The sequence below is a fragment of the Arthrobacter paludis genome (assembly GCF_056782315.1).
The window spans coordinates 132,264-153,269 of the sequence record NZ_JBXAEW010000011.1; the positions used below are offsets into that span (position 1 = coordinate 132,264).

22 protein-coding genes are annotated in these 21,006 nt (G+C 73.7%); 13 read left to right on the forward strand and 9 right to left on the reverse strand.

What is annotated here, in order from left to right:
- Positions 1-75 precede the first annotated feature (75 nt).
- The 8 genes from AC1Q5D_RS11145 to AC1Q5D_RS11180 all read left to right on the forward strand — a co-directional run bounded on the left by AC1Q5D_RS11145 (position 76) and on the right by AC1Q5D_RS11180 (position 8,096).
- Positions 76-1,971 (forward strand): PEP-utilizing enzyme, encoded by a 1,896-nt coding sequence (locus AC1Q5D_RS11145; protein ID WP_481738667.1) that lies wholly within the window; start codon positions 76-78, stop codon positions 1,969-1,971.
- A 188-nt stretch (positions 1,972-2,159) separates the two neighbouring features.
- Entirely contained in the window at positions 2,160-2,918 is a 759-nt protein-coding gene (locus tag AC1Q5D_RS11150) for an SDR family NAD(P)-dependent oxidoreductase (RefSeq protein ID WP_481738668.1), read from the forward strand.
- A gap of 47 nt (positions 2,919-2,965) precedes the next feature.
- Positions 2,966-3,286 (forward strand): 2Fe-2S iron-sulfur cluster-binding protein, encoded by a 321-nt coding sequence (locus tag AC1Q5D_RS11155; RefSeq protein ID WP_481738669.1) that lies wholly within the window; start codon positions 2,966-2,968, stop codon positions 3,284-3,286.
- A 2-nt stretch (positions 3,287-3,288) separates the two neighbouring features.
- On the forward strand, positions 3,289-4,602 hold the full coding sequence (locus tag AC1Q5D_RS11160; RefSeq protein ID WP_481738670.1) for an NAD(P)/FAD-dependent oxidoreductase: 1,314 nt from the start codon (positions 3,289-3,291) through the stop codon (positions 4,600-4,602).
- Positions 4,603-4,624: 22 nt separating this feature from the next.
- Positions 4,625-5,365, forward strand: a complete 741-nt coding sequence (locus AC1Q5D_RS11165; RefSeq protein WP_481738671.1) for an HD domain-containing protein — start codon at positions 4,625-4,627, stop codon at positions 5,363-5,365.
- Entirely contained in the window at positions 5,362-7,002 is a 1,641-nt protein-coding gene (locus AC1Q5D_RS11170) for an aldehyde dehydrogenase family protein (RefSeq protein WP_481738672.1), read from the forward strand. Before AC1Q5D_RS11165 ends, AC1Q5D_RS11170 begins: the two co-directional genes overlap by 4 nt.
- Before the next feature lie 76 nt (positions 7,003-7,078).
- The gene (locus AC1Q5D_RS11175) at positions 7,079-7,525 is read left to right on the forward strand and encodes a pyrimidine dimer DNA glycosylase/endonuclease V (RefSeq protein ID WP_481738673.1); all 447 of its coding nucleotides are present in this window, start codon (positions 7,079-7,081) and stop codon (positions 7,523-7,525) included.
- A gap of 43 nt (positions 7,526-7,568) precedes the next feature.
- The gene (locus AC1Q5D_RS11180) at positions 7,569-8,096 is read left to right on the forward strand and encodes a DUF421 domain-containing protein (RefSeq protein ID WP_481738674.1); all 528 of its coding nucleotides are present in this window, start codon (positions 7,569-7,571) and stop codon (positions 8,094-8,096) included.
- A gap of 34 nt (positions 8,097-8,130) precedes the next feature.
- Here the strand turns inward: AC1Q5D_RS11180 and AC1Q5D_RS11185 are convergent, their stop codons facing one another.
- Positions 8,131-8,724 (reverse strand): DedA family protein, encoded by a 594-nt coding sequence (locus tag AC1Q5D_RS11185; protein WP_481738675.1) that lies wholly within the window; start codon positions 8,722-8,724, stop codon positions 8,131-8,133.
- A gap of 4 nt (positions 8,725-8,728) precedes the next feature.
- Complete coding sequence (locus AC1Q5D_RS11190) at positions 8,729-9,937, reverse strand: hypothetical protein (RefSeq protein ID WP_481738676.1); 1,209 nt, start codon at positions 9,935-9,937, stop codon at positions 8,729-8,731.
- An 81-nt stretch (positions 9,938-10,018) separates the two neighbouring features.
- Here AC1Q5D_RS11190 and AC1Q5D_RS11195 point away from each other — a divergent pair, with 81 nt between their 5' ends.
- Entirely contained in the window at positions 10,019-10,612 is a 594-nt protein-coding gene (locus AC1Q5D_RS11195; RefSeq protein ID WP_481738677.1) for an HhH-GPD-type base excision DNA repair protein, read from the forward strand.
- Positions 10,613-10,650: 38 nt separating this feature from the next.
- A complete protein-coding gene (locus AC1Q5D_RS11200) occupies positions 10,651-11,808 on the forward strand; it encodes an MFS transporter (RefSeq protein ID WP_481738678.1) in 1,158 nt (385 codons plus the stop codon).
- On the opposite strand, the gene AC1Q5D_RS11205 is transcribed toward AC1Q5D_RS11200, so the two are convergent.
- Together AC1Q5D_RS11205 and ykgO are read right to left on the reverse strand one after the other, a co-directional pair.
- A complete protein-coding gene (locus tag AC1Q5D_RS11205; protein ID WP_481738679.1) occupies positions 11,805-13,112 on the reverse strand; it encodes an SLC5/6 family protein in 1,308 nt (435 codons plus the stop codon). The genes AC1Q5D_RS11200 and AC1Q5D_RS11205 overlap by 4 nt on opposite strands.
- Positions 13,113-13,290: 178 nt before the next feature.
- Complete coding sequence (gene ykgO / locus AC1Q5D_RS11210) at positions 13,291-13,413, reverse strand: type B 50S ribosomal protein L36 (protein WP_481738680.1); 123 nt, start codon at positions 13,411-13,413, stop codon at positions 13,291-13,293.
- An 84-nt stretch (positions 13,414-13,497) separates the two neighbouring features.
- Here ykgO and AC1Q5D_RS11215 point away from each other — a divergent pair, with 84 nt between their 5' ends.
- Entirely contained in the window at positions 13,498-14,505 is a 1,008-nt protein-coding gene (locus tag AC1Q5D_RS11215; RefSeq protein WP_481738681.1) for a GTP-binding protein, read from the forward strand.
- Positions 14,506-14,572: 67 nt separating this feature from the next.
- Here AC1Q5D_RS11215 and AC1Q5D_RS11220 read toward each other — a convergent pair whose 3' ends face one another.
- From AC1Q5D_RS11220 to AC1Q5D_RS11230, 3 genes are all read right to left on the reverse strand, one after another.
- Positions 14,573-14,950, reverse strand: a complete 378-nt coding sequence (locus tag AC1Q5D_RS11220; RefSeq protein ID WP_481738698.1) for a DUF779 domain-containing protein — start codon at positions 14,948-14,950, stop codon at positions 14,573-14,575.
- 153 nt (positions 14,951-15,103) lie between these two features.
- Complete coding sequence (gene adh / locus AC1Q5D_RS11225) at positions 15,104-16,627, reverse strand: aldehyde dehydrogenase (RefSeq protein WP_481738682.1); 1,524 nt, start codon at positions 16,625-16,627, stop codon at positions 15,104-15,106.
- 118 nt (positions 16,628-16,745) lie between these two features.
- A complete protein-coding gene (locus tag AC1Q5D_RS11230; RefSeq protein WP_481738699.1) occupies positions 16,746-18,041 on the reverse strand; it encodes a GAF domain-containing protein in 1,296 nt (431 codons plus the stop codon).
- A gap of 159 nt (positions 18,042-18,200) precedes the next feature.
- Here AC1Q5D_RS11230 and AC1Q5D_RS11235 point away from each other — a divergent pair, with 159 nt between their 5' ends.
- Positions 18,201-18,638: a VOC family protein gene (locus AC1Q5D_RS11235; protein ID WP_481738683.1), complete on the forward strand. Its 438-nt coding sequence runs from the start codon at positions 18,201-18,203 to the stop codon at positions 18,636-18,638.
- A 57-nt stretch (positions 18,639-18,695) separates the two neighbouring features.
- On the opposite strand, the gene AC1Q5D_RS11240 is transcribed toward AC1Q5D_RS11235, so the two are convergent.
- Positions 18,696-18,863 carry a hypothetical protein gene (locus AC1Q5D_RS11240; protein ID WP_481738684.1) on the reverse strand — a complete coding sequence of 56 codons (168 nt, stop codon included), beginning with the start codon at positions 18,861-18,863 and terminating at the stop codon, positions 18,696-18,698.
- A gap of 90 nt (positions 18,864-18,953) precedes the next feature.
- The gene (locus tag AC1Q5D_RS11245) at positions 18,954-20,477 is read right to left on the reverse strand and encodes a SulP family inorganic anion transporter (protein WP_481738685.1); all 1,524 of its coding nucleotides are present in this window, start codon (positions 20,475-20,477) and stop codon (positions 18,954-18,956) included.
- Between the two features lie 160 nt (positions 20,478-20,637).
- Between AC1Q5D_RS11245 and AC1Q5D_RS11250 the strand changes: the two genes are divergently transcribed.
- A complete protein-coding gene (locus AC1Q5D_RS11250; RefSeq protein WP_481738686.1) occupies positions 20,638-20,985 on the forward strand; it encodes a MerR family transcriptional regulator in 348 nt (115 codons plus the stop codon).
- Positions 20,986-21,006 lie beyond the last annotated feature (21 nt).

Below are 21,006 nucleotides of genomic sequence, written 5' to 3' on the forward strand. Positions count from 1 at the left end.
CGCCACCTCCCGAGCACCACCGACATCCCCCACCACGGTTCACCGTCGAACCCCGACCGAGAGGACACCCCAGAGATGTCCATGAAGTCCTTCCCCAAGCCGTCCGAGCTCCCGGTTCCCGCGGGCGCCGAGGACTGGAAGAGCATCTACCCCTACTACCTGGTCTTCCAGGACCAGCTCCAGGACGCCGAGGACGCCAAGTTCTGGTTCTGCGACTCCCAGCACTGGCCGACGGTCTTCAAGCCGTTCGAGACCATCGGCGGCGAGTTCGCGGTCAAGTGCCTGGGCCAGTACAACGCGCGGCACCTGATGATCCCCAACGCGAACGGGATCGAATTCCGCGTGCACCTCGGCTACCTGTACATGTCCCCGATCCCGGTCCCGGAGGAGCAGATCGCCGCCCGGGTGCCGCACTTCGAGGAGCGGGTGGGCCACTACTTCCGGAACTGGGAGCCGCTGCTGGAGCAGTGGAAGCGGAAGGTCCGCGGCACGATCGACGAGATGGAGGCCCTGTCCTTCGCGAAGCTGCCGGACATGGTGCCACTGGAGGACATCACCTCCGGCAAGGCCCAGGACGGGTCGGAGGTGCTGCTCGGGAACTACGACCGGCTGATCCAGCTGGCGTACCAGAACTGGCAGTACCACTTCGAGTTCCTCAACCTCGGCTACATCGCGTACCTGGACTTCTTCAACTTCTGCAAGGAGGTCTTCCCGAACATCCCGGACCAGTCCATCGCCACGATGGTCCAGGGCGTGGACATGGAGCTGTTCCGGCCCGACGACGAGCTGAAGGCGCTCGCGACGCTCGCGGTCGAGCTCGGCCTGCAGTCCCGCTTCGCGGACACGGACGACGTCGCCGGCACGCTCGCGGGCCTCGAGGCGGCCGACGGCGGCGCCCGGTGGCTGGAGCGCTACGCGGAGGCGCAGGACCCGTGGTTCAACTTCACGGTCGGGAACGGCTTCTACGGGCACGACAAGTACTGGAAGGACCACCAGGAGATCCCGCTCGGCTACATCGCCGACTACATCCGGCGCCTCGACGAGGGCCAGACGATCATGCGGCCCAAGGAGGAGCTGATCGCGGAGAAGGAACGCATCGTCGCCGAATACCGCGAGATCCTCGACCCGCAGGCCGCGGAGGTCTTCGACGCCAAGCGCGGACTGGCCGCGACCGCGTACCCGTACGTGGAGAACCACAACTTCTACATCGAGCACTGGACCATGGGCGTCTTCTGGCGCAAGGTCCGGGAGCTGTCCCGGATGATGCACGCCGAGGGCTTCTGGAGCGAACCGGACGACCTGCTCTACCTGAACCGCAACGAGGTCCGGGACGCCCTGTTCGACCTCGTCACCGGGTGGGGCGTCGGCGCGCCGACCGGTCCGATCGGCCCGACCTACTGGCCGGAGGAGATCGAGCGCCGGCGGAGGATCGTCGACGCACTGAAGACGGCCCGTCCCGCGCCGGCCCTGAACACCCCGCCGGCGTCCATCACGGAGCCGTTCACCCGGATGCTCTGGGGCATCACCACGGAGCAGGTCCAGCAGTGGCTGGCCGGGGACGAGGACGGCGGCACCGGCCTGAAGGGGATGGCCGCCTCCCCGGGGACGGTCGAGGGCCCGGCCCGCGTCGTCCACGACGCGGACCAGCTCTCCGAGGTCCGGGAGGGCGAGATCCTGGTCGCCACGGTCACGGCGCCCAGCTGGGGCCCGATCTTCGGCAAGATCCGGGCGACGGTCACTGACATCGGCGGCATGATGAGCCACGCCGCGATCGTCTGCCGCGAGTACGGGCTGCCCGCCGTCACCGGGACCGGCAACGCCTCGACGACCATCCGCACCGGGCAGCGCCTGCGCGTGGACGGGACGAAGGGCACCGTGGAGATCCTCGACGACGCGGACGCGCCCGCCGTCGAAGGCCCGGGGGCCCACTCCCACGCCCACGGGCACGAGCCCACGCACGCCCCCGCCTAGCCAGCGGGGCGGCGGCCCATGTCCCCCGGCGGCCGCCGCCCCGCATCCCACCGGCACGGCCGGTGGCGGCTGCCGGGCCGGCCCTCCCCCCGATCGGCGCTCCGGCGCCGCCGGCCCGGCAGCCGCGCTCCCCCTCCTCGGGCCCACCGCCCGAACCGTCCCGCACCCCCGAAGCGAAAGCGACTGACATGACCGACACCACCGACACGGCCCGCACCGTCCTGGTCACCGGCGGCGCCGGCGGCCTGGGCCGGGCGTTCGCCCTGGGCTTCGCCGGCCGCGGCTACCGGGTCGCCGTCGCGGACACGAACGCCGCCGGGGCCGAGGAGACCGCCGCCCTGGTCCGTGGGGCCGGGGCCGAAGCCGCCGCCTTCGCGGCGGACGTCACCAGCCCGGAGTCGACGGCGGAGCTCGCCGCCCGGACGGCGGAGTTCGGGGGCGGGCGCATCGACGTCGTCCTCAACAACGCCGCCATCTACGGCGCCGTGACCCGCTCCCCCTTCGAGGAGATCGACCCCGCCGAATGGGACCTGGTCATGGGCGTGAACCTCAAGGGCCCGTGGCTCGTCTCCCGGGCCGCCAGCCCGCACCTGCCCGAGGGCGGGCGGATCATCAACCTCTCCTCCGCGACGATCTACTCCGGCTCCGAGCAGTGGATGCACTACGTGGCGTCCAAGGGCGGTGTCGTCGCCCTGACCCGCGTCATGGCCAAGGAGCTCGGCCGGCGCGGCATCACCGTCAACGCGATCGCCCCGGGCTTCACGCTCACCGAGGCCAGCTACTCGCTCATGGACAACGCGGAGACCTACGGCGTGGACCGCGGGGCGCTCAAGCGCTCCAGCCAGCCGGAGGACATCGTCGGCGCGGCCCTGTTCCTCGCCGGCCCCGACAGCTCCTACGTCACCGGCCAGACCCTGGTGGTCGACGGCGGCCGCCAATTCATCTAGCCCACCACCCAGCATCCCCCACGGATCCCAGACCAGAGGAGGACACCATGCCAGTCGTCCAGTTCACCGACGCCGACGGAACCGTCCGCGACATCGAAGGCAACACCGGGGACTCCGTCATGGAGACGGCCGTCCGCCACGGCGTGCCCGGCATCGTCGCCGAGTGCGGCGGGTCCCTCTCCTGCGCCACCTGCCACGTCTTCGTCGACGAGCGGGACCTCCCGAACCTGCCGCCCATGGAGGACATGGAGGACGAGATGCTCTACGGCACCGCCGTCGACCGCGAGGAGAACTCCCGGCTCTCCTGCCAGCTGAAGCTGTGCGAGGGCCAGGACCTGCACGTCACGACGCCGGAAACGCAGGTGTAGCCATGGCGACCGAAACGACCCGCGCGGCCGACCCCGCCGTCGGCGTCCTCGCCGCGGGCGAGGCGCCCACCCGCACCGGCCTGCTGATCGTGGGGGCCTCGCAGTCCGGCGTGCAGCTGGCCGCGTCCCTCCGCGCCCTCGGCTACACGGAGCACATCACGCTGCTCGGCGACGAGGACCACCGCCCCTACCAGCGGCCCGCCCTGTCCAAGGAGTTCCTCCAGGACAAGGTGGACAAGGAGAAGCTGATCTTCCGCACCGCCGAGTACTGGGCCGAGCACCGCATCGCGCTCGTGAAGGGGGAGCGCATCGAGCGGATCGAGAAGAACGCCGACGGCTCCGGCACGGCCGTCTCGGCCACGGGGTCGCGGATCGCCTTCGACCGGCTGGCCCTCACCGTGGGCGCCCGCGCCCGCCGCCTGGAGGCCGAGGGCGCGGACCTCGACGGCGTCGTCTACCTGCGCAACGCCGACGACGCGCTCGCCCTGAAGGACCTCGCCCCGGAGGCGGCCGACGTCGTCGTGGTCGGCGGCGGGTTCATCGGGCTGGAGGCCGCGTCCTCGCTGCACGGCATGGGCAAGCGCGTCACGGTCCTGGAGTACGGGCCGCGGCTCATCGGCCGCGCCGTCGGCGAGCCCACGAGCGCCTACTTCCTCGAGGCCCACCGCGCGCGCGGGCTGGACATCAGGCTCCAGACGCGGATCCGGCGGATCGCCGGCGAGGGCGGCCGCGTCAGCAGCGTCGAGCTGGAGGACGGCACCGTCCTGCCGGCGGACATCGTGCTGGTCGGCATCGGCGTCGTCCCCAACACGGAGCTCGCGGAGTCCATGGGCCTGGAGGTCGACAACGGGATCGTCGTCGACGGCAACGCCCTGGCCTCCGACGGGGCCACGGTCGCGGTCGGCGACGTCGCCAACCTGCCCAACCCGCTGCCCGGCGCCCCGGCCGGCGAGCGCCTCCGCCTCGAGAGCGTCAACAACGCGGTCGAGCACGCGAAGGTCGCCGCCTACTCGCTGATGGGCCGCCGGGAGGAGTACGCGGGCATCCCGTGGTTCTGGTCCAACCAGGCGGACCTGAAGCTGCAGATCGCCGGCCTGTCCCTGGGCCACGACTCCACGGTGGTCCGCCGCGACGACGCCAAGGGCCGCTTCTCGGTCCTCTACTACCGGGACGGACGGATCATCGCCGCGGACTGCGTCAACCACCCGCTGGACTTCATGGCCGTGAAGAACGCGCTGGGCAAGGGCCAGAACATCCCGGCCGCGGCGGCCGCGGACCCGGCCACCCCGCTGAAGACCCTCGCGACGGACGCCTGAGCGTCCGGGCGGAAGGAGAGACATGAGCACCGACAAGACCCACGCCGAGTGGGCCCCGGCCGACCCGGCGGCGCACGCCGCGGACCCGCGCGCCGCCGCCTTCGCCGCAGCCCACCCGGACCGGCCCCTTCCCGCGGCAGGCCCCGTGGACACGGGTCCGATCGCCCTCACCCCGAGCACGGGGCTGGACGCGCTGTGGCGGGCCGTCGTCCCGGAGACGCGCACGCGCGGCAACGACGTGCACCTGCCGATCTCCCTCGCCTACGCGCAGCGCCTCTGCGACGCCTACCCCGAGGCGGACCGCGAGCTGGTGCTCGTGGCGATCCTGCTGCACGACACCGGCTGGGCCCACGTGGACGAGTCCCGGATCCTGTCCGAGGGCTTCTCCGGGGACTGGCGCAAGGCCGCCATCCGCTTCGAGCACGAGGAGCGGGGCTGCGCCGTGGCGCGCCGCGTCCTGCCGGGCCTGGGCCACGGCCCGGAGTTCGTCGACCGGGTCTGCGAGATCATCGACGGGCACGACACCCGGCACGTCGCCTACTCCCTCGAGGACGCCCTCGTCCGCGACGCCGACCGGCTGTGGCGCTTCGACCACGCCGGGATCGCCCTGGCCAGCTCCTGGTTCGGGATGGATCCGGCCACGTACTGCGACCGGCTCGGCCAGGAGATCGTCCCGGAGCTCATCACCGAGGCCGCCGTCGCCATGGCCCGCGCCGACCTGGCCCGCTCCAACGCCCTGCTGCGGACGGAGGCCATCCGATGAGCGCCGCGCCGCAGGCCTCCCGCCCCGAGGCGGGCGCGGCCGCCGCGGCCCCCGCAGCTGCGCCCGCCGCGGTCCCCGCCGGTGCGCGCGCCGGCGCTGCGCCCGCCGGCGCTGGGCCCGGTCCGACGGCGGCGCCGCCGTCGTCCTCCCCCGCCGCCGCGGCCCGCGCCGCGCTGGACCTGCGCTACGCGCACGTCGACGACGTGTTCGCGGACGGCGCGTGGGTGCCCGCGCTCGCGCCGGGGCGCAACGACGTGACCGACCCGGCCACCGGCGAGGCGTGGGGGTCGGTGCCCGACGGCGGCGCCCCGGACCTGGACCGCGCCGTCGGCGCCGCCCGCCGCGCGTTCGACGCCGGCCCCTGGCCGCGCCTGTCCGCCGCGGAGCGCGCGGGGTACCTGCTGCGCATCGCGGACGAGGTCGAGGCCCGGTCCGAGCAGATCGCGCTGACGAACACGCGGGAGAACGGCACGCCCATCTCCGAGTCCCGGGGCGCCGCGGCGAACGCGGCGGGGATCCTGCGCTACTTCGCGACGCTCGCCCCGCTGCTCGACGGGGAGGAGGTGCGCCCGTTCCCGAACGCGCCGGACCGCGAGTCGGTGCTGCGGCGCGACCCCGTGGGCGTGTGCGGGCTGATCGCGCCGTGGAACTTCCCCATCAACCTGATGGCCATCAAGCTCGCGCCGGCGCTGCTGGCCGGGTGCACCGTCGTCATGAAGCCGGCCTCGCCGACGCCGCTGTCCTTCCGCCACATCGTCGACGCGTGCGCCGCAGCCGGCGTGCCCGCCGGGGTCGTCAACCTCGTCACCGGTTCCGGCCGGCTCGGGGACGCGCTCGTGCGGCACCCCGGCGTGGACAAGGTCGCGTTCACCGGCTCGACGCCGGTGGGCCGGAAGATCGCGGCCGCGGCGGGGGAGCTGCTGCGGCCGGTGACACTGGAGCTGGGCGGCAAGTCCAGCGCGATCGTGCTGCCGGACGCCGACCTGGACGCGATGTCCGGCGGACTGGTGCGCTCGTGCCTGCGCAACACGGGGCAGACCTGCTACATCTCGACCCGGATCCTCGCCCCGCGCGAGCGGTACGCCGACGTCGTGGACATGGCGACGGCGACGGTCGCCGCCCAGCCGCAGGGCGACCCGCTGGCCCCGGCCACCGTGTTCGGGCCGTCCGCGACGGCCTCCCAGTTCCGCACCGTCATGGAGTACGTGGAGTCGGCGCACGCCGAGGGCGCGCGGGCGACCACGGGCGGAGAGGCCGCGGCGCCCGGCGGCGGCCTGGAGGGCGGGTTCTTCGTGGAGCCGACCGTGTTCGCGGACGTCGCGCCGTCGATGCGGATCGCCCGGGAGGAGGTCTTCGGGCCGGTGCTGTCCGTGATCGCCTACGACGGCGTGGACGAGGCCGTGGCCCTGGCGAACGACACCGGCTTCGGGCTCGGCGGGATCGTGTACGGGACGGACGAGGACGCCGCGCTGGCCGTGGCGGACCGGGTCGACTCCGGCAGCGTGGGGATCAACTTCTTCGCCTCCAACCACGCGTCCCCGTTCGGGGGCCGGCACGACTCCGGGCTCGGCACCGAGTACGGGCCCGAGGGCCTCGCCGCGTACCTGAGCTACAAGTCGATCCACCGCCGGCGGTAGCGGGAGCGGCGGGACCCCCGCGCGGCGGCGAACCCGGCGTGCCGGCCGGGACCGGCGGGTGTGGGACGCTGTCGGCATGCGCCTGTGGAGCCTGCACCCCGCCTACCTCGACACGAAGGGGCTCCTCGCGTGCTGGCGCGAGGGCCTGCTGGCGCGCAAGGTCCTGGCCGGGCAGACCCGCGGGTACACCAACCACCCGCAGCTGGTCCGGTTCCGGGCGTGCGCCGACCCGCTGGCCGCAGTCGACGCCTACCTCGGGCGGGTCGTCGACGAGGCCGACGCGCGGGGCTACCGCTTCGACCGGGGCAAGCTCGGACCGGCGGGGCACGCCCCGGACGCGGCGGCCCTCCTGCCCCTCACGGAGGGCCAGCTCGCCTTCGAGCGCGGCCACCTGCTCGCCAAGCTCGACGTCCGGGACCCGGCGCGCGCCGCGGCCCTCGCGGCGGCCGACCCCGTCAGGGCCCACCCCTCGTTCCGCCTGGTCCCGGGCCCGGTCGAGGCGTGGGAACGGGCCGCGGGCTGACGGGACCACGGCGCGTTGACACCAGACGGCGGAAGGGCTTGGCATGTGGTTTGACTCTTGGGACGCGATCCTGCGGATCCTGCTCGTGGGCTCGGCGACCTACGCGGCACTGGTCCTGGTGCTGCGGTCCACCGGGAAACGGACCCTCGGCCAGCTCAATGCCTTCGACTTCGTCGTGACCGTTGCGCTCGGCTCGACGGTGGCCACCATCCTGCTCAGCCCGGAGGTCTCCTGGGCCGAAGGCACGGTGGCCTTGGTGCTGCTGGCGAGCCTGCAGTTCGTCGTCGCCTGGACCTCCTCGCGCTGGCCCCGCGCCAGGGGTGTTTTTACGAGCGAGCCGGCCCTGCTTCTCGCCGATGGCCAGATCCGCCAGGAGGCCCTCCGGCGCAACCGGCTCACGGTTTCCGAACTGCGGCAGGCCGCCCGGCTCCAGGGCATCGGCGACCTCTCGACGGTCCAGGCGATGGTTCTGGAGACCAACGGCAAGATCAGCGTCATCCCGCGCGCGCAATACGGGGACGGGTCCGCCCTGGTCGATGTGGCCCCCCGGGACGACGACCTCGACACCTGAGCGGACGTCGCCCCGCAGGACCCCCGCGCGGGCCTCACGCCCGGTTCTGCCACCACACGGCCAGGCCGGAGAAGACCCGGCCCAGGACCAGGGCCGCCGCGATGGCCAACAGGACCGCGAACTCGGTGCGCACGCCCTCCCAGGCCCCCGAGACGGCGCCGACGGCCACCGAATACGACGCCCAGAGCACCGCGGCCCCGGCCGAGAGCGCGCAGAACCGCCCCGGGGCCAGCGGCACGAGGCCGGCCGCGACGTTCGAGGTGATCCGGCCCAGCGGGATGAAGCGGGACGTCGTCAACAACACGAGGCCGTGCCGCTCGAGGCGGCGGCCCGTCGCCCGGAGCGTGGCCCGCCATCCCGGGCGCTGGAACAGGCGGAACCCGGCCAGCCCGGCGTACCGGGCCAGCAGGTACCCGGCGAGGTCCCCGGCCAGGGCGCCGCCCACCATCGCCAGGCCGAGCAGGTAGGGGTTCAGCTGCCCCGTGCTGACGGACAGGGAGCCGAGGGCGACGAACAGCGTCGTACTGGGCACGGGCGGGAAGACCCCGGACAGGGCCACGGCCAGGCCGGCGGCCGGGTACACCCACCAGGCGTCGAGGTGGCCCAGCAGCATCGAGAGGACGTCCACGGCGCTACCCCGTCCCGCCGCTCTCCGCGGGTGTCGGGCCGGCGGGGGCGCCGCCGTCGTCCCCCTCCCCCGGCTCGTCGGTCCCGTGGCCCAGCTCCACGGGTTGCATGCCGGCGGCCTCGATGACGGCGGTCGTGTTCCGGATGAACACCACGAGCCAGGAGAACACGATCCCCGCCGCGGCCAGCTCCAGCGCCGTGAGGTTGTAGTAGCGCAGCGGGAACCAGAGCGCGGCCGCCCCGATGAGGGCGCCCACGGCGAGGAGCGTCAGCACATAGAACGCGGCCGGATACCCGGGCAGCCAGAGCGGCACCCCCAGCAGCAGCACCAGCAGGATCACGGCCAGCAGCCGCACGAAGAACGTGTGCACGTCCGTGAACGTGTTGACCGGGAACACGCCGATCCCGACCATGCACAGCCCGCCGGCGATCAGCCCCCAGCGCACGACGGCGGGGCGGGGGCGCGCCAGCCGGCGCCGTCGGCCGATGGCGGCGTCCGCGCGCCCGAGGACCTCGGCCCAGTGCTTGAGGTCCCGGGTCAGGAACGAGGAGAGCGTCGTGAGGATGACCCCGGACGTGGTGATGGTGGTGTTGAACGTCCAGAACGACGTCGCCCCGGCCTGGCCGGTGCCGAGCTCGCTGAACATCGAGTGCCACCACAGCGGGTTTTCCGCGAACAGCATGCTCACGAGCATGCCGGAGGCCATGAACACGGCCAGCAGCACGGACAGGGTCGCGGCCGTGATCCGGGCCCCGGATGTGAAGGCCGCGTACGCGCTGATCCCCGCCGCGACGGCGAGCATGGTCGCGCCCGCGACGGCGTCGACGGTGAGCCCGAAGAACGCCTGCTGGAACATGCGGAACACGGTCAGGGAGGACATGACGGCGATCGCGGCGTGCACCACGACCAGGGCCACGACGTCCACGGCCTGGCGCACGAGCGGCCGGGTGCCGAGCCACCGGTGCACGGTGCGGGCGGACTGGACGTAGCCGCCGACGAACGCCAGGCCCGCCGCGGCACCGGACACGGCGGAGGAGTAGATGGCCACGGACCCGTCGCCGGCCAGCGGCGGCCGGTAGCCGCGGAAGGACACGAGCCCGACGGCCACGGCGAGCGCGCCGGCGATGACGGCCGACCAGATCGACAGGGACTCCAGGCGCAGCGGGTCGCGGCGGGCGCGGACGCCGCCGTCGTCCTCCACCATCTCGGCCACCGCTCCTTCCGCTCGCTGCCCCGCCGCCGATTCTTGCACGGCTTGCCCCACGCGACACGGGTGGCTGGCAGAATCGGAGCCATGAACACCCCCGACCTGCACCTGACGGGCGACGACGCCGCCGACCAACTGCTCTCCGCGGACCCGCTGGCGCTGCTGATCGGCATGCTGCTGGACCAGCAGGTGCCCATGGAGACCGCATTCGCCGGCCCGCTGAAGCTGCGCGAGCGGCTCGGGCACCTGGACGCCGACCGGATCGCCGTCATGGCCCCGGACGAGTTCACCGCGGTCTGCGCGCAGTCCCCCGCCGTCCACCGCTTCCCCGGCTCGATGTCCGGCCGCATCCAGGCCCTGTGCCGGGCCCTCGTGGAGGAGTACGGCGGCGACGCCGCCGCCCTGTGGACCGCCGGCGAGCCGGACGGCAAGACCGTCCTCAAGCGGCTCAAGGCCCTGCCTGGGTACGGCGACCAGAAGGCCCGGATCTTCCTGTCCCTGCTCGGCAAGCAGTGCGGCGTGGACCCGGCGGGCTGGCGCGAGGCCGCCGGCGAGTACGGGGCGGAGGGGTCCCGGCTGTCCATTGCGGACGTCGTGGACGCCGAGTCCCTGGGCGAGGTCCGCGCGGAGAAGAAGCGCCGGAAGGCCGAGGCGAAGGCCGCCCGCGGCGGATCGCGTTGACGCCCGCGCCGCCGCCCTCGGTGTGGCGGGCGCCGGGGATGCCGGCCCTGCTCACGATGACGGCGTTCGGGTTCTCCGGGTTCTCCGCCCTGCTGCCCACGGCGCCGCTGTGGGCGCTCGAGGGCGGGGCCGGCGCCGGAGGGTCCGGCCTCGTCAACGGCGTCCTGATGCTGTTCACGGTGCTGGCGCAGCCGTTCGTGCCGGGGGCGTTGCGCCGCCTCGGGTGGGCCCCGGTCCTGGCCGCGGGCATGGTGCTGCTCGGCGTGCCGCCGTTGCTGTTCGCGGCGTCGCCCGAGCTGGTGCCGGTCCTGCTGCTCTCCGCGGTGCGCGGGCTGGGCTTCGGCATCCTCACGGTCTCGGGCAGCGCGGCCGTCGCCGAGCTCGTGGAGCCGGGGCGGCGCGGCAAGGCGATCGGCGCGTACGGGCTGGCGATCGCGGCGCCGCAGCTGCTCCTGCTCCCGGCGACGCCGTGGATCGCCGGGAACATCGGCTTCTGGCCCGTGTTCGCGCTCGGCGCCCTGCCGCTGCTCGGGGTGCTGCCGGCGGTGCGGCTCGCGCGGCACCTGCACGCGCTGCCGGAGCCGGTGGAGCATGGTGCGGACGACGGCGGCGCCGCGGCACGCCTGGACGGCGGACGCCGCGGCGCGCTCGCCCGGCTGGTCCGGCCGATGGCCCTGCTCCTGGCCGTGACTCTGGCCGGCGGCGCCCTGATCACGTTCACGCCCCAGATGAGCTCCAGCCCGGCCGCGACGACGGCCGGCCTGCTGCTGCTCACGGCGACGGCGGCGGTCAGCCGGTGGCGGTTCGGCGGGCTGGCGGACCGGCACGGCGCCCACGCGTTCCTGGCCCCGCTGGTCCTGCTGACGATCGCCGGGCTCGGCCTGGCCGCCTGGGCCGTCGTCGACCCCGACCGGACGCTCGTCCCCGCGCTGCTGCTGGGCCTGGCGATCGTCGGGGTCAGCTACGGCGGGCTGCAGAACCTGACGCTCGTCGAGTCCTTCGCCGTCGTCCGCCGCCGCGACTACGGGCTGGCCAGCGCCGTGTGGAACGTCGGGTTCGACGCCGGCACGGGCATCGGGTCGGTCCTGGTCGGCGCGCTCGCGGCCGGCCTGTCCTTCCCCGCGGCCCTGCTCGCGTGCGCGGCGTTCTCGCTGGCGACGCTGCCGCTGGCGCTGGCGCGGGGACGGCGCGCCTAGGGGAGGAACCCGATCAGGATCCCGCCCACGGCGACGATCCCGGCCACGACCACGAAGACGTTGGACAGCTTCCCGCGGAACGGGGCGAGCGCCGGGACCTTGCGGATCGCGTACATCGGCATCAGGTACAGCACGGCCGCGATGACCGGGCCGGCCAGCGACTCGATGAGGGACAGGATGCTCGGGTTCATGACGCCGGCCAGCCAGGTCGTCGCGATCAGGAAGGCGGAGATGGCGATCCGCAGGCCGCGGTCGCCGATGCGCCGGGCCCCGGGGTCCACCATGCTGCGGACGATGCCCTGCGCGCCCTCGAAGGCGCCGAGCCAGTGGCCGAAGAACGAGGAGCCGATGGCGGCCACGGCCACGGCGGGGCCAAGCCACTCGATGATCGGCATGCCCATGACGTTGGCCAGGTGGGACAGGACCGGGAGGTTCGCCTCCTTGGCCTCCTGCAGGCCGTCGGGGCCGAGGGCGAGCACGCACGACCAGACGAAGCCCATGGTGAACACGACCAGCATCACGGAGGTGACCCGCAGGATCGACGAGGCCTTGCGCACGGAGCCGGCGCCGTAGCGCCCGCGCAGGGAGACGGAGAACTGGGAGATCGCCGGCGAGTGGTTGAAGGCGAAGACCATGACCGGGATCATCAGCCACAGGGACATCGCGAAGTCGCCGGCGGCCGGCACGGCGCCGAAGCCGTCGAAGGACCAGCGCGGAATGAGCAGCAGGGTCACGACGAAGAGGACCGCGATCAGCGGGTAGACCAGCCACTGCGTGACCACGAGCATGATCCCGCGCCCGGCGACCATCACGGCGGACATCAGCAGGACGAGGATCCCGGACAGCAGCCAGCGCGGCCAGGGGTCCATCCCGAGCTGGTTGACCATGAGGCTGTCCACCGTGTTGGTGATGCCGACGCCGTAGATCAGGACGATGGGGTAGATCGCCAGGAAGTACAGGACGGTGACGACGCGGCCGGCGCCCTCGCCGAAGTAGTCGCGGACGACGCCGGTGATGTCCCGGCCCGGGTTCGGCGACGCGCACACGATCCGGGACAGGGCGCGGTGGGAGAAGTAGGTCATCGGCCCGATGAGCAGGGTCGCGATGAGCAGGGGCCACAGGCCACCGAGGCCCGCGTTGATGGGCAGGAACAGGATCCCGGCGCCGACGGCGGTGCCGAAGAGGCCGATGGTCCAGCTGGTGTCGAACCGGTTCCAGCGCGGCGGGGCCGGGTGGGCCGCGGGGGCGGGGGCGGCGGGGGCTGACTGGTCGCCGGGCGGCGGGGACGGGTGGCCGGATGCCATCTGGTACTCCTCGTGGGGCGGGGGATTGCCCCGTTGGTGCGGCGCGCGGGTTCTGCGCAGGTCTGCGGCGCGCCCGACGGTCCCGGTGGGGACGGGCAGGGGCCGCAAGGGAGTGTAGTGCAGGGCACACGGGCGCGCCGAATCGGGGGCCCGCGGCGCCGGGCCCCCGCCGCGCCGGCTACCCCTGGCGGCCCTTCATCCGGGGGTTGCGCTTGTTGATGACGAACGTCCGGCCCCGGCGGCGGACGATCTGCGCGCCGGGCTGCCGGGCGAGCGAACGGATGGATGCGCGGACCTTCACGGAAAACCTCCTGTTATTGAGAATCAATTGCAACAGTATAGGCTGGTCCGGCCCGCAACCCGCCACCCCGGAAGAGGACCACCCGTGATTCCCGTCGTCGCCCTGTTCGGCCTGTGCGCGTCGCAGCGCCGCGCCGTCGCCCGCCGCCTCGCCGAGGCGCGCGGCGACCTCCACCTGGCCCCCGCGGAAACCGGCCTGTCCCTGCGCCCCGGCGACGCGGCGGCCCTCGTGGGCGCCACCCCGCGCGGGGGCGTCGTCCTCTATTGCCCGCCCGCCTGGGCCCCGGCGGAGGTCGTCGCGACGATGCCGCCGGAGGGGGCCGACGGCGGCGCCCGCACGGCACACACCGTCGCGGTCGTCGACGCCGCCCGGTTCTTCGACGACCTGCGGGAGGAGGGGTACTTCGCCACCCCCGCCGCGGGGGCGCCGGGGCACCTGACGGCGCACGCCGAGCTCTTGGCCGACCACATCGAGTGGGCCACGTGCGTCGTGCTGCTGAACACCTCGCTCGTCCCCCCGGCGGAGCTGGACGTGGCCCTGGCCGTCGTCTCCCACCTCAACCCCGAGGCGCGCCTCTGGCTCGCCGACGCCCCGGAGGCACCGCCCCTGGACGACGGGTCCCGCCCCGGGGGCGGCGGCTTCGGGTGGCTCGCGGTGCTCAACGGCGACTTCGCCCCGCGCCACCGGCACCGCCGCGTCGGGCACCTGCGCTACCGGCAGCTGCGCCCCTTCCACCCCGGCCGGCTCGTGGAGGCGCTGCGGGTCCTGGACTCCGGCCGGCACGGGCGGCTGGTCCGCTCCGTCGGCTTCTGCCGATTCGCCACCCGCCCGGGTGCGACGGCGCAGTGGCGGCAGGCCGGCGGCATGGCCTCCTTCGACCCGCTCGCCGTCGACGGCGCCGGGGAGCCGCTCAGTCCCGGGCAGGACGTCGCCGTCTTCGGCCTGGACCTGGACCGCGCCGGCGTCGCGGCGCGGCTCGACGAGGCCGCCCTGACGGACGCCGAACTACTGGCCGGCCCCGACGCGTGGGCGGGATACGACGACCCCCTGCCCGCCTGGGACCTGGCGGGCCGGCACGGCCGCGCAGGCTAGCGGCGCCGCCACGGCGTGCTTTCCGCCACCGGCCTCCCGCGGCCCCACCCGGCGGCCCGCCGCGCGGCTACCCCGCGCCGATGAGCCGGCTGCGGATCAGGAAGCGCTTGCCCTCGGGCGCCTCGACGGAGAACCCGGCGCCGCGGCCGTCGACGACGTCGACCGTCAGGTGCGTGTGCCCCCAGTAGGCGAACTGCTCGGCCGACATCCAGAAGCCGATCGGGCCGAGCCGCCCGCCGGCGCCGTCGTCCAGGTCGAACGTCCCCAGCAGGACGTCGCTCGAGCCGGTCCTGAACTCCCCGTCCGGGAAGCACATGGGCGCCGACCCGTCGCAGCACCCGCCCGACTGGTGGAACATCAGCGGCCCGTGGACGCCCCACAGGCTGCGCAGCAGCCCGGCGGCCTCCGCCGTCAGCGCCACCCGGGAGAAGTCCTCGCCCTCCATCGGACTGGCCTCGATCGTCGCCGCCACGGCGGCCCCCTTCCGGTCGTCCCGCGCCACCCGGTGGATGCCTTCGCGGGAATATGCGTCCTGTGGCATGTGGCGGGGCGCCGGGGCGGGGCGTTCCCGGCGCCGGCGCCCGCCGTCGCCCGCCTCCTAGAAGAAGCCGAGCTTGTTCTCGTTGTAGGACACCAGCAGGTTCTTGGTCTGCTGGTAGTGCTCGAGCATCATCAGGTGGGTCTCGCGGCCGATGCCCGAGGACTTGTACCCGCCGAACGCCGCGTGCGCGGGGTAAGCGTGGTAGTTGTTCACCCACACGCGGCCGGCCTGGATCTCGCGGCCGGCGCGGTAGGCGGTGGCGCCGTCGCGGGACCACACCCCGGCGCCGAGCCCGTAGAGCGTGTCGTTCGCCGTCTTGAGCGCGTCGTCGTAGTCGCCGAAGCGGGCCACCGAGACGACGGGCCCGAAGATCTCCTCCTGGAAGATGCGCATGGAGTTGTCGCCCTCGAAGACGGTGGGCTGCACGTAGTACCCCCCGGCCAGGTCCCCGCCGAGGTCCGCGCGCGCCCCGCCGGTGAGGACCTTCGCGCCCTCCTGCCGGCCGATGTCGATGTAGGAGAGGATCTTCTCCAGCTGGTCGCTGGAGGCCTGGGCGCCCATCATCGTGTCGGTGTCCAGCGGGTTGCCCTGCCGGATCGCCTGGACGCGGGCGACCGCGTCGCCCATGAAGGCGTCGTAGATCGACTCCTGGACCAGTGCGCGCGACGGGCAGGTGCAGACCTCGCCCTGGTTCAGCGCGAACATGGCGAACCCCTCCTGGGCCTTGTCGTAGAACGCGTCGTTGGCGGCGGCGACGTCCTCGAAGAAGATGTTCGGGCTCTTCCCGCCCAGTTCGAGGGTCACGGGGATGAGGTTCTCCGAGGCGTACTGCATGATCAGCCGGCCGGTCGTGGTCTCGCCGGTGAACGCGATCTTGCGGATGCGCTTGTTGGCGGCCAGCGGCTTGCCGGCCTCGAGCCCGAACCCGTTGACGACGTTGACCACGCCCGCCGGCAGCAGGTCCGCGATCAGCTCCATCAGGACCAGGATCGACGCCGGGGTCTGCTCGGCCGGCTTGAGGACGACGGCGTTGCCCGCGGCCAGGGCCGGGGCCAGCTTCCACGTGGCCATGAGGATCGGGAAGTTCCACGGGATGATCTGCCCGACCACGCCCAGCGGCTCGTGGAAGTGGTAGGCGGTGGTGTGCTCGTCGATCTGGGACAGCCGGCCCTCCTGGGCCCGGATCGCGCCGGCGTAGTACCGGAAGTGGTCCACGGCCAGGGGCAGGTCCGCGTTGAGCGTCTCCCGGACCGCCTTGCCGTTGTCCCAGGTCTCGGCGACGGCGAGCATCTCGAGGTTCTGCTCCATGCGGTCCGCGATCCGGTTCAGCACGTTCGCGCGCTCGGCCGGGCTGGTCGCCCCCCAGGCCGGGGCGGCCCCGTGCGCCGCGTCGAGGGCCGCCTCGATGTCCTCGGCGGTGCCGCGGGCGATCTCGCAGAACGGCTTGCCCGTGACCGGGGTGATGTTCTCGAAGTACCGGCCCTGCGCCGGCGCCTTCCACTCGCCGCCGATCCAGTGCTCGTAGCGGGGCTTGAAGTCGATCAGCGCGCCCTCGGTGTTCGGGTTCGCGTAAACGGTCATGGCAACTCCTTCGATGCCGCCGAAGCGGTGGACTGTGGTGCCCGTCACGCTACGGAGCGCCACGTTGCAGCAACGTTGCAGCGGGCGCCTCCCCGCGGCCGGGGGCGACGGCGGCGCCCTACGCGCCGAGTGCCTCGAGCCGGGCGACGACGGCGGCGCGCCGCGGCGACCTTTCCGGCAACAGGCGCAGGGCCGTGCGCAGCCCGTCGGCGTCGTCGGCGGCCTCGGGCAGCGCGAGGTAGGCCAGCAGGCTGTCGGCGTCGGCATCCGCGACCATGGCCTCGCGCAGCGTGGCGGAGACCCGCTCCCGCAGGGCCGCGACCCCCGGTGCCTCCGAGCGCGGCAGGACCCGGCCCCGGTAGCTTCCGAGCGCGGCCGCGTGGTCGCCGGCCTCGAGGGCGTCCAGGACGGACTGGGCGTCGGTGCGCACCCCCGCGCGCAGGCGGTAGGGGCGCGACGCGGGAACGAGCACCGGGTTGATGGCCTCGGCCGCCCGGCGCAGCCGCACCATCTCCGCGCGCACCGTCCCGACGTCGGCGGCGTCCGGTTCCGCGTGGAGCAGGTCGGCGAGGCCCTCCGCGGTGAGTCCGGCGGGGTGGAGCGCCAACAGGGTGAGGATCTCCGCGTGGCGCAGCCCCAGGGGGCGCCGGGTCCCGTCGGGCGCGGTCGCCTCGGCGGCGGGGCCGGTCACCGACAGGACGGCGGTTCGGGCCGCGCGGCCCGCGGCCGGGCGCCGGGCCCCGCCGTCGCCCTGCGGTAATGCGAGGCGCGCGAGCCGCATCTCTGCCTGCGCCGCGGCGACGGCGGCCTGCAGGAGCGCCAGCGAATGGGCGGCGACGGCCTGCTCGTCGCCCGTGAGGTCCACGACCCCGAGCAGCCGCCCCGTGTCCGGGCAGGCGATGGGCACCGCGCTGCAGGACCACTGGTGCGCCGCCCGCGAGAAGTGCTCCGCCCCCGCGACCTGGACCCCCGCGCCGACGGCGAGCGCGGTGCCGGGGGCCGACGTGCCGACGGCGGCCTCGGACCAGTCGGCGCCGGGCTCGAACGCCATGGCCTCCGCGCGGCGCCGGGCCGCGGCGTCGCCGTCGACCCACAGCAGCCGGCCCTGGGCATCGCCGACGGCGACGAGCAGGCCGGTCCCCCGCGCGGGCTCGACAAGGAGCCGTTCGAAGACGGGCCGGACCAGCGCCAGCGGATTCCCGCGGCGCAGCCGCTCGAGCTCGCCCCCGGGCAGGACGGGGCGCGGCACGGCGCGCTCCGGCCCGCCCAGGTGCGCGAGGGACCGGGTCCACGAGTCGGCGACGACGGGCCGGAGCCCGGCGAGCGCGCGGGCGGTTCCGAGGTCCGTGTGGGCGAGCAGGGCGCGGCGCTGCAGGGCGGCGGCGGCCGGAGAGGTCAGCGGCAAGGTCACCATCCTGGAGGGGCGCGGCCGGGCCGGCGGCACGGGAACCGGCGGGGTGTCGTGGCTCACAGCATAGGCGAATCCGGTCGGCCCCGGCACTGGTGCGCGGCCAGTCCCCCCGGGAGAATCTGCACTGGTGCACTCCCGCGCCCCGACCGAGAGGACACGACTATGGCCCGCATGATCTTCGTCAACCTCCCCACCCGCAATCTGGCAGCCGCCGACGGCTTCTACCAGGGGCTCGGCTTCGAAAAGAACCCCGACTTCTCCAACGACCAGGCATCCGCGTGGATGTACACGCCGGAGATCTGGGCGATGGTCCTCCACGAGGACTACTTCACCTCGTTCCTGGCCCCCGGGGACCGGCCGGCCTTCGGCGACGGCTCCAAGCAGATGCTGAACGCCCTCGCCTGCGACTCCCGGGCCGACGTCGACCGCCTGATGCAGGCCGCGACGGCGAACGGCGGCGCGGTCTACCGGCAGGCCAAGGAGGAAATGCCGGGCTTCTACTCCGGCGCGATCACGGATCCGGACGGACACGTCTGGGAGCTGGGCTGGATGGACATGCCCGACGACGGCTCCGTGCCCACGGAGGAGTCCGGCGAGTAGCTCGGGCGCTCGGGGGACGGCCGGCCGGCGGGCGTCCCCCTCGCTGGAGCCGTCCGGCTAGGTTCCGCAGGCCTCGTTGGAGCAGCCCGCGTCGCGGGGCACCCAGTGCCGCTCGCCCTCGCCGAGGTCCTCCCACACGATGTGCCGGTGCTGGCCGCAGCGGTCGCAGACCGGGGCCAGGTACGTCGCCTTCTCCGCGTCCGTGTACGCGTGGTAGTCGCCCATGTCCTCCACTCCTTCCCGTGCCGGCCCGTGCCGGTAGCGCCACTGTAGCCCCGCGCCCCGGCAGGGTTAAGGGGTGGCACGGGCCGCGTCCTAGTGGCCGGCGCCGAGCTTGCCGGCCAGCCGGGCGCGCATGTCCTCGCTGGCCCGGTTCAAGCCGACGACCTTGACGCGCTTGCCGTACTGGCCGTACTTGGCCTCGACGGCGTCCAGCGCCGCGATGGTCGACGCGTCCCACAGATGCGAGCGGGACAGGTCGATGACGATCCGCTCGGGGTCGCCCGCGTAGTCGAACTGCGTGTACAGGTCGTTGGAGGAGGCGAAGAACAGCTCGCCGTCCACCTCGTAGCGGGCGATCGCGTCCGTGCCCGCGCCGATGACCTTGCGCTCCACCGTCGCGAAGTGCGCGACGCGGCGCGCGAACATCACCATCGCGGTGAGGACGCCGACGCCCACACCGATCGCGAGGTTGTGGGTGGCCACCGTGACCGCGACCGTGGCCAGCATGACCGCGGTCTCGCTCTTGGGCATCCGGCGGAGCGACGCGGGGGTCACGGAGTGCCAGTCGAACGTCACGATCGACACGAAGATCATCACGGCGACCAGCGCGGCCATGGGGATCAGCGCGACGACGTCGCCCAGCGCCACGACCAGGATGATCAGGAACAGGCCGGCCAGGAACGTGGAGATGCGCGTCCGGGCGCCGGAGCCCTTGACGTTGATCATGGTCTGGCCGATCATCGCGCAGCCGCCCATGCCGCCGAAGAAGCCGGAGACCACGTTGGCGACGCCCTGGCCCCAGGACTCCCGGGACTTGTTGGAGCGCGTGTCCGTGACGTCGTCGACCAGCTTCGCCGTCATCAGCGACTCGAGCAGGCCGACGATCGCCATCGACAGGGCGTACGGGAAGACGATGCCGAGCGTCTCGCCGGTCAGGGGGACGTCCGGGAGGAACAGCGTGGGCAGGGAGTCGGGCAGGTCGCCCTTGTCGCCGACGGCGGGAACGTCGATGCCGGCGGCCACCACCGCGACGCCCAGGACGACGATGGCGACCAGGGGCGCGGGCACCGCCGTCGTCAGCCGCGGCAGGCCGAAGACGATGAGCAGCCCCACGGCCGTGAGCGGGTAGACCAGCCACGGCACTCCGATGAGCTCGGGCACCTGGGCCATGAAGATGAGGATGGCCAGCGCGTTGACGAAGCCCACCATGACGGAGCGCGGGATGAAGCGCATCACCTTCGCGACCCCCAGCAGCGCGAGGACCACCTGCAGGACGCCGGCCAGGACGACGGCCGCGATGAAGTAGTCGAGCCCGTGGCTGGCCATGAGCGGCGCGATGACCAGGGCGACGGCGCCGGTGGCCGCGGAGATCATGGCGGGGCGGCCACCGACGAAGGCGATGGTCACGGCCATCGTGAACGCGGCGAACAGGCCGACGCGGGGGTCCACGCCGGCGATGATGCTGAACGCGATCGCCTCCGGGATCAGGGCGAGCGCGACGACGAGGCCGGCCAGGACCTCGGTCTTGAGCAGGCGGGGGGACTTCAGCGTGCGGAGGACGGACTGTCGCTCCTCGGGCGCCAGCGCGTCGCTGGCGGGTGCTGCGGTGGCGGACACGGCGGCCTTCCGGATCGGGGCGCGCGGGGGCGCGGCGGTACGGGTGGGGACGCGACGGCGGCGTCGGCGGCGCGACCCGATAACTCTAACGCAGCGTCAGGGTTGCCAGGGCCGTTCGTGCTTGAATGAGCCGAAGCGCACACTCGGGAAAGGCGGCGGCGTGCACATCGGCGAACTGGCGGAGCGGACCGGGTTGTCCCTGCGCAGCATCCGGCACTACGACGAGCTCGGCCTGCTCCCCGGGACCCAGCGCACCGAGGGCGGGTTCCGCGTCTTCTCGGAGGCGGACCACGACCGCCTGCTGCTGGTCATGAAGCTCAAGCCGATGGGGTTCGCGCTCGAGGAGATGCCCGCCCTGCTCGAGGTCCTCGAGGGGTCCGCGGCGGACCCGGGATGGGTGGCCGAGCAGCTGGCCACGGCCCGCGCCCGGCGGGACAAGCTGGCCCGCCACCTCGCGGCGGCGGAGGACGTCGTCGCCGCGCTGGAGGCCGCGCGCGTCCGCACCTAGCCCGGGCGCCGCCGTCGTCCG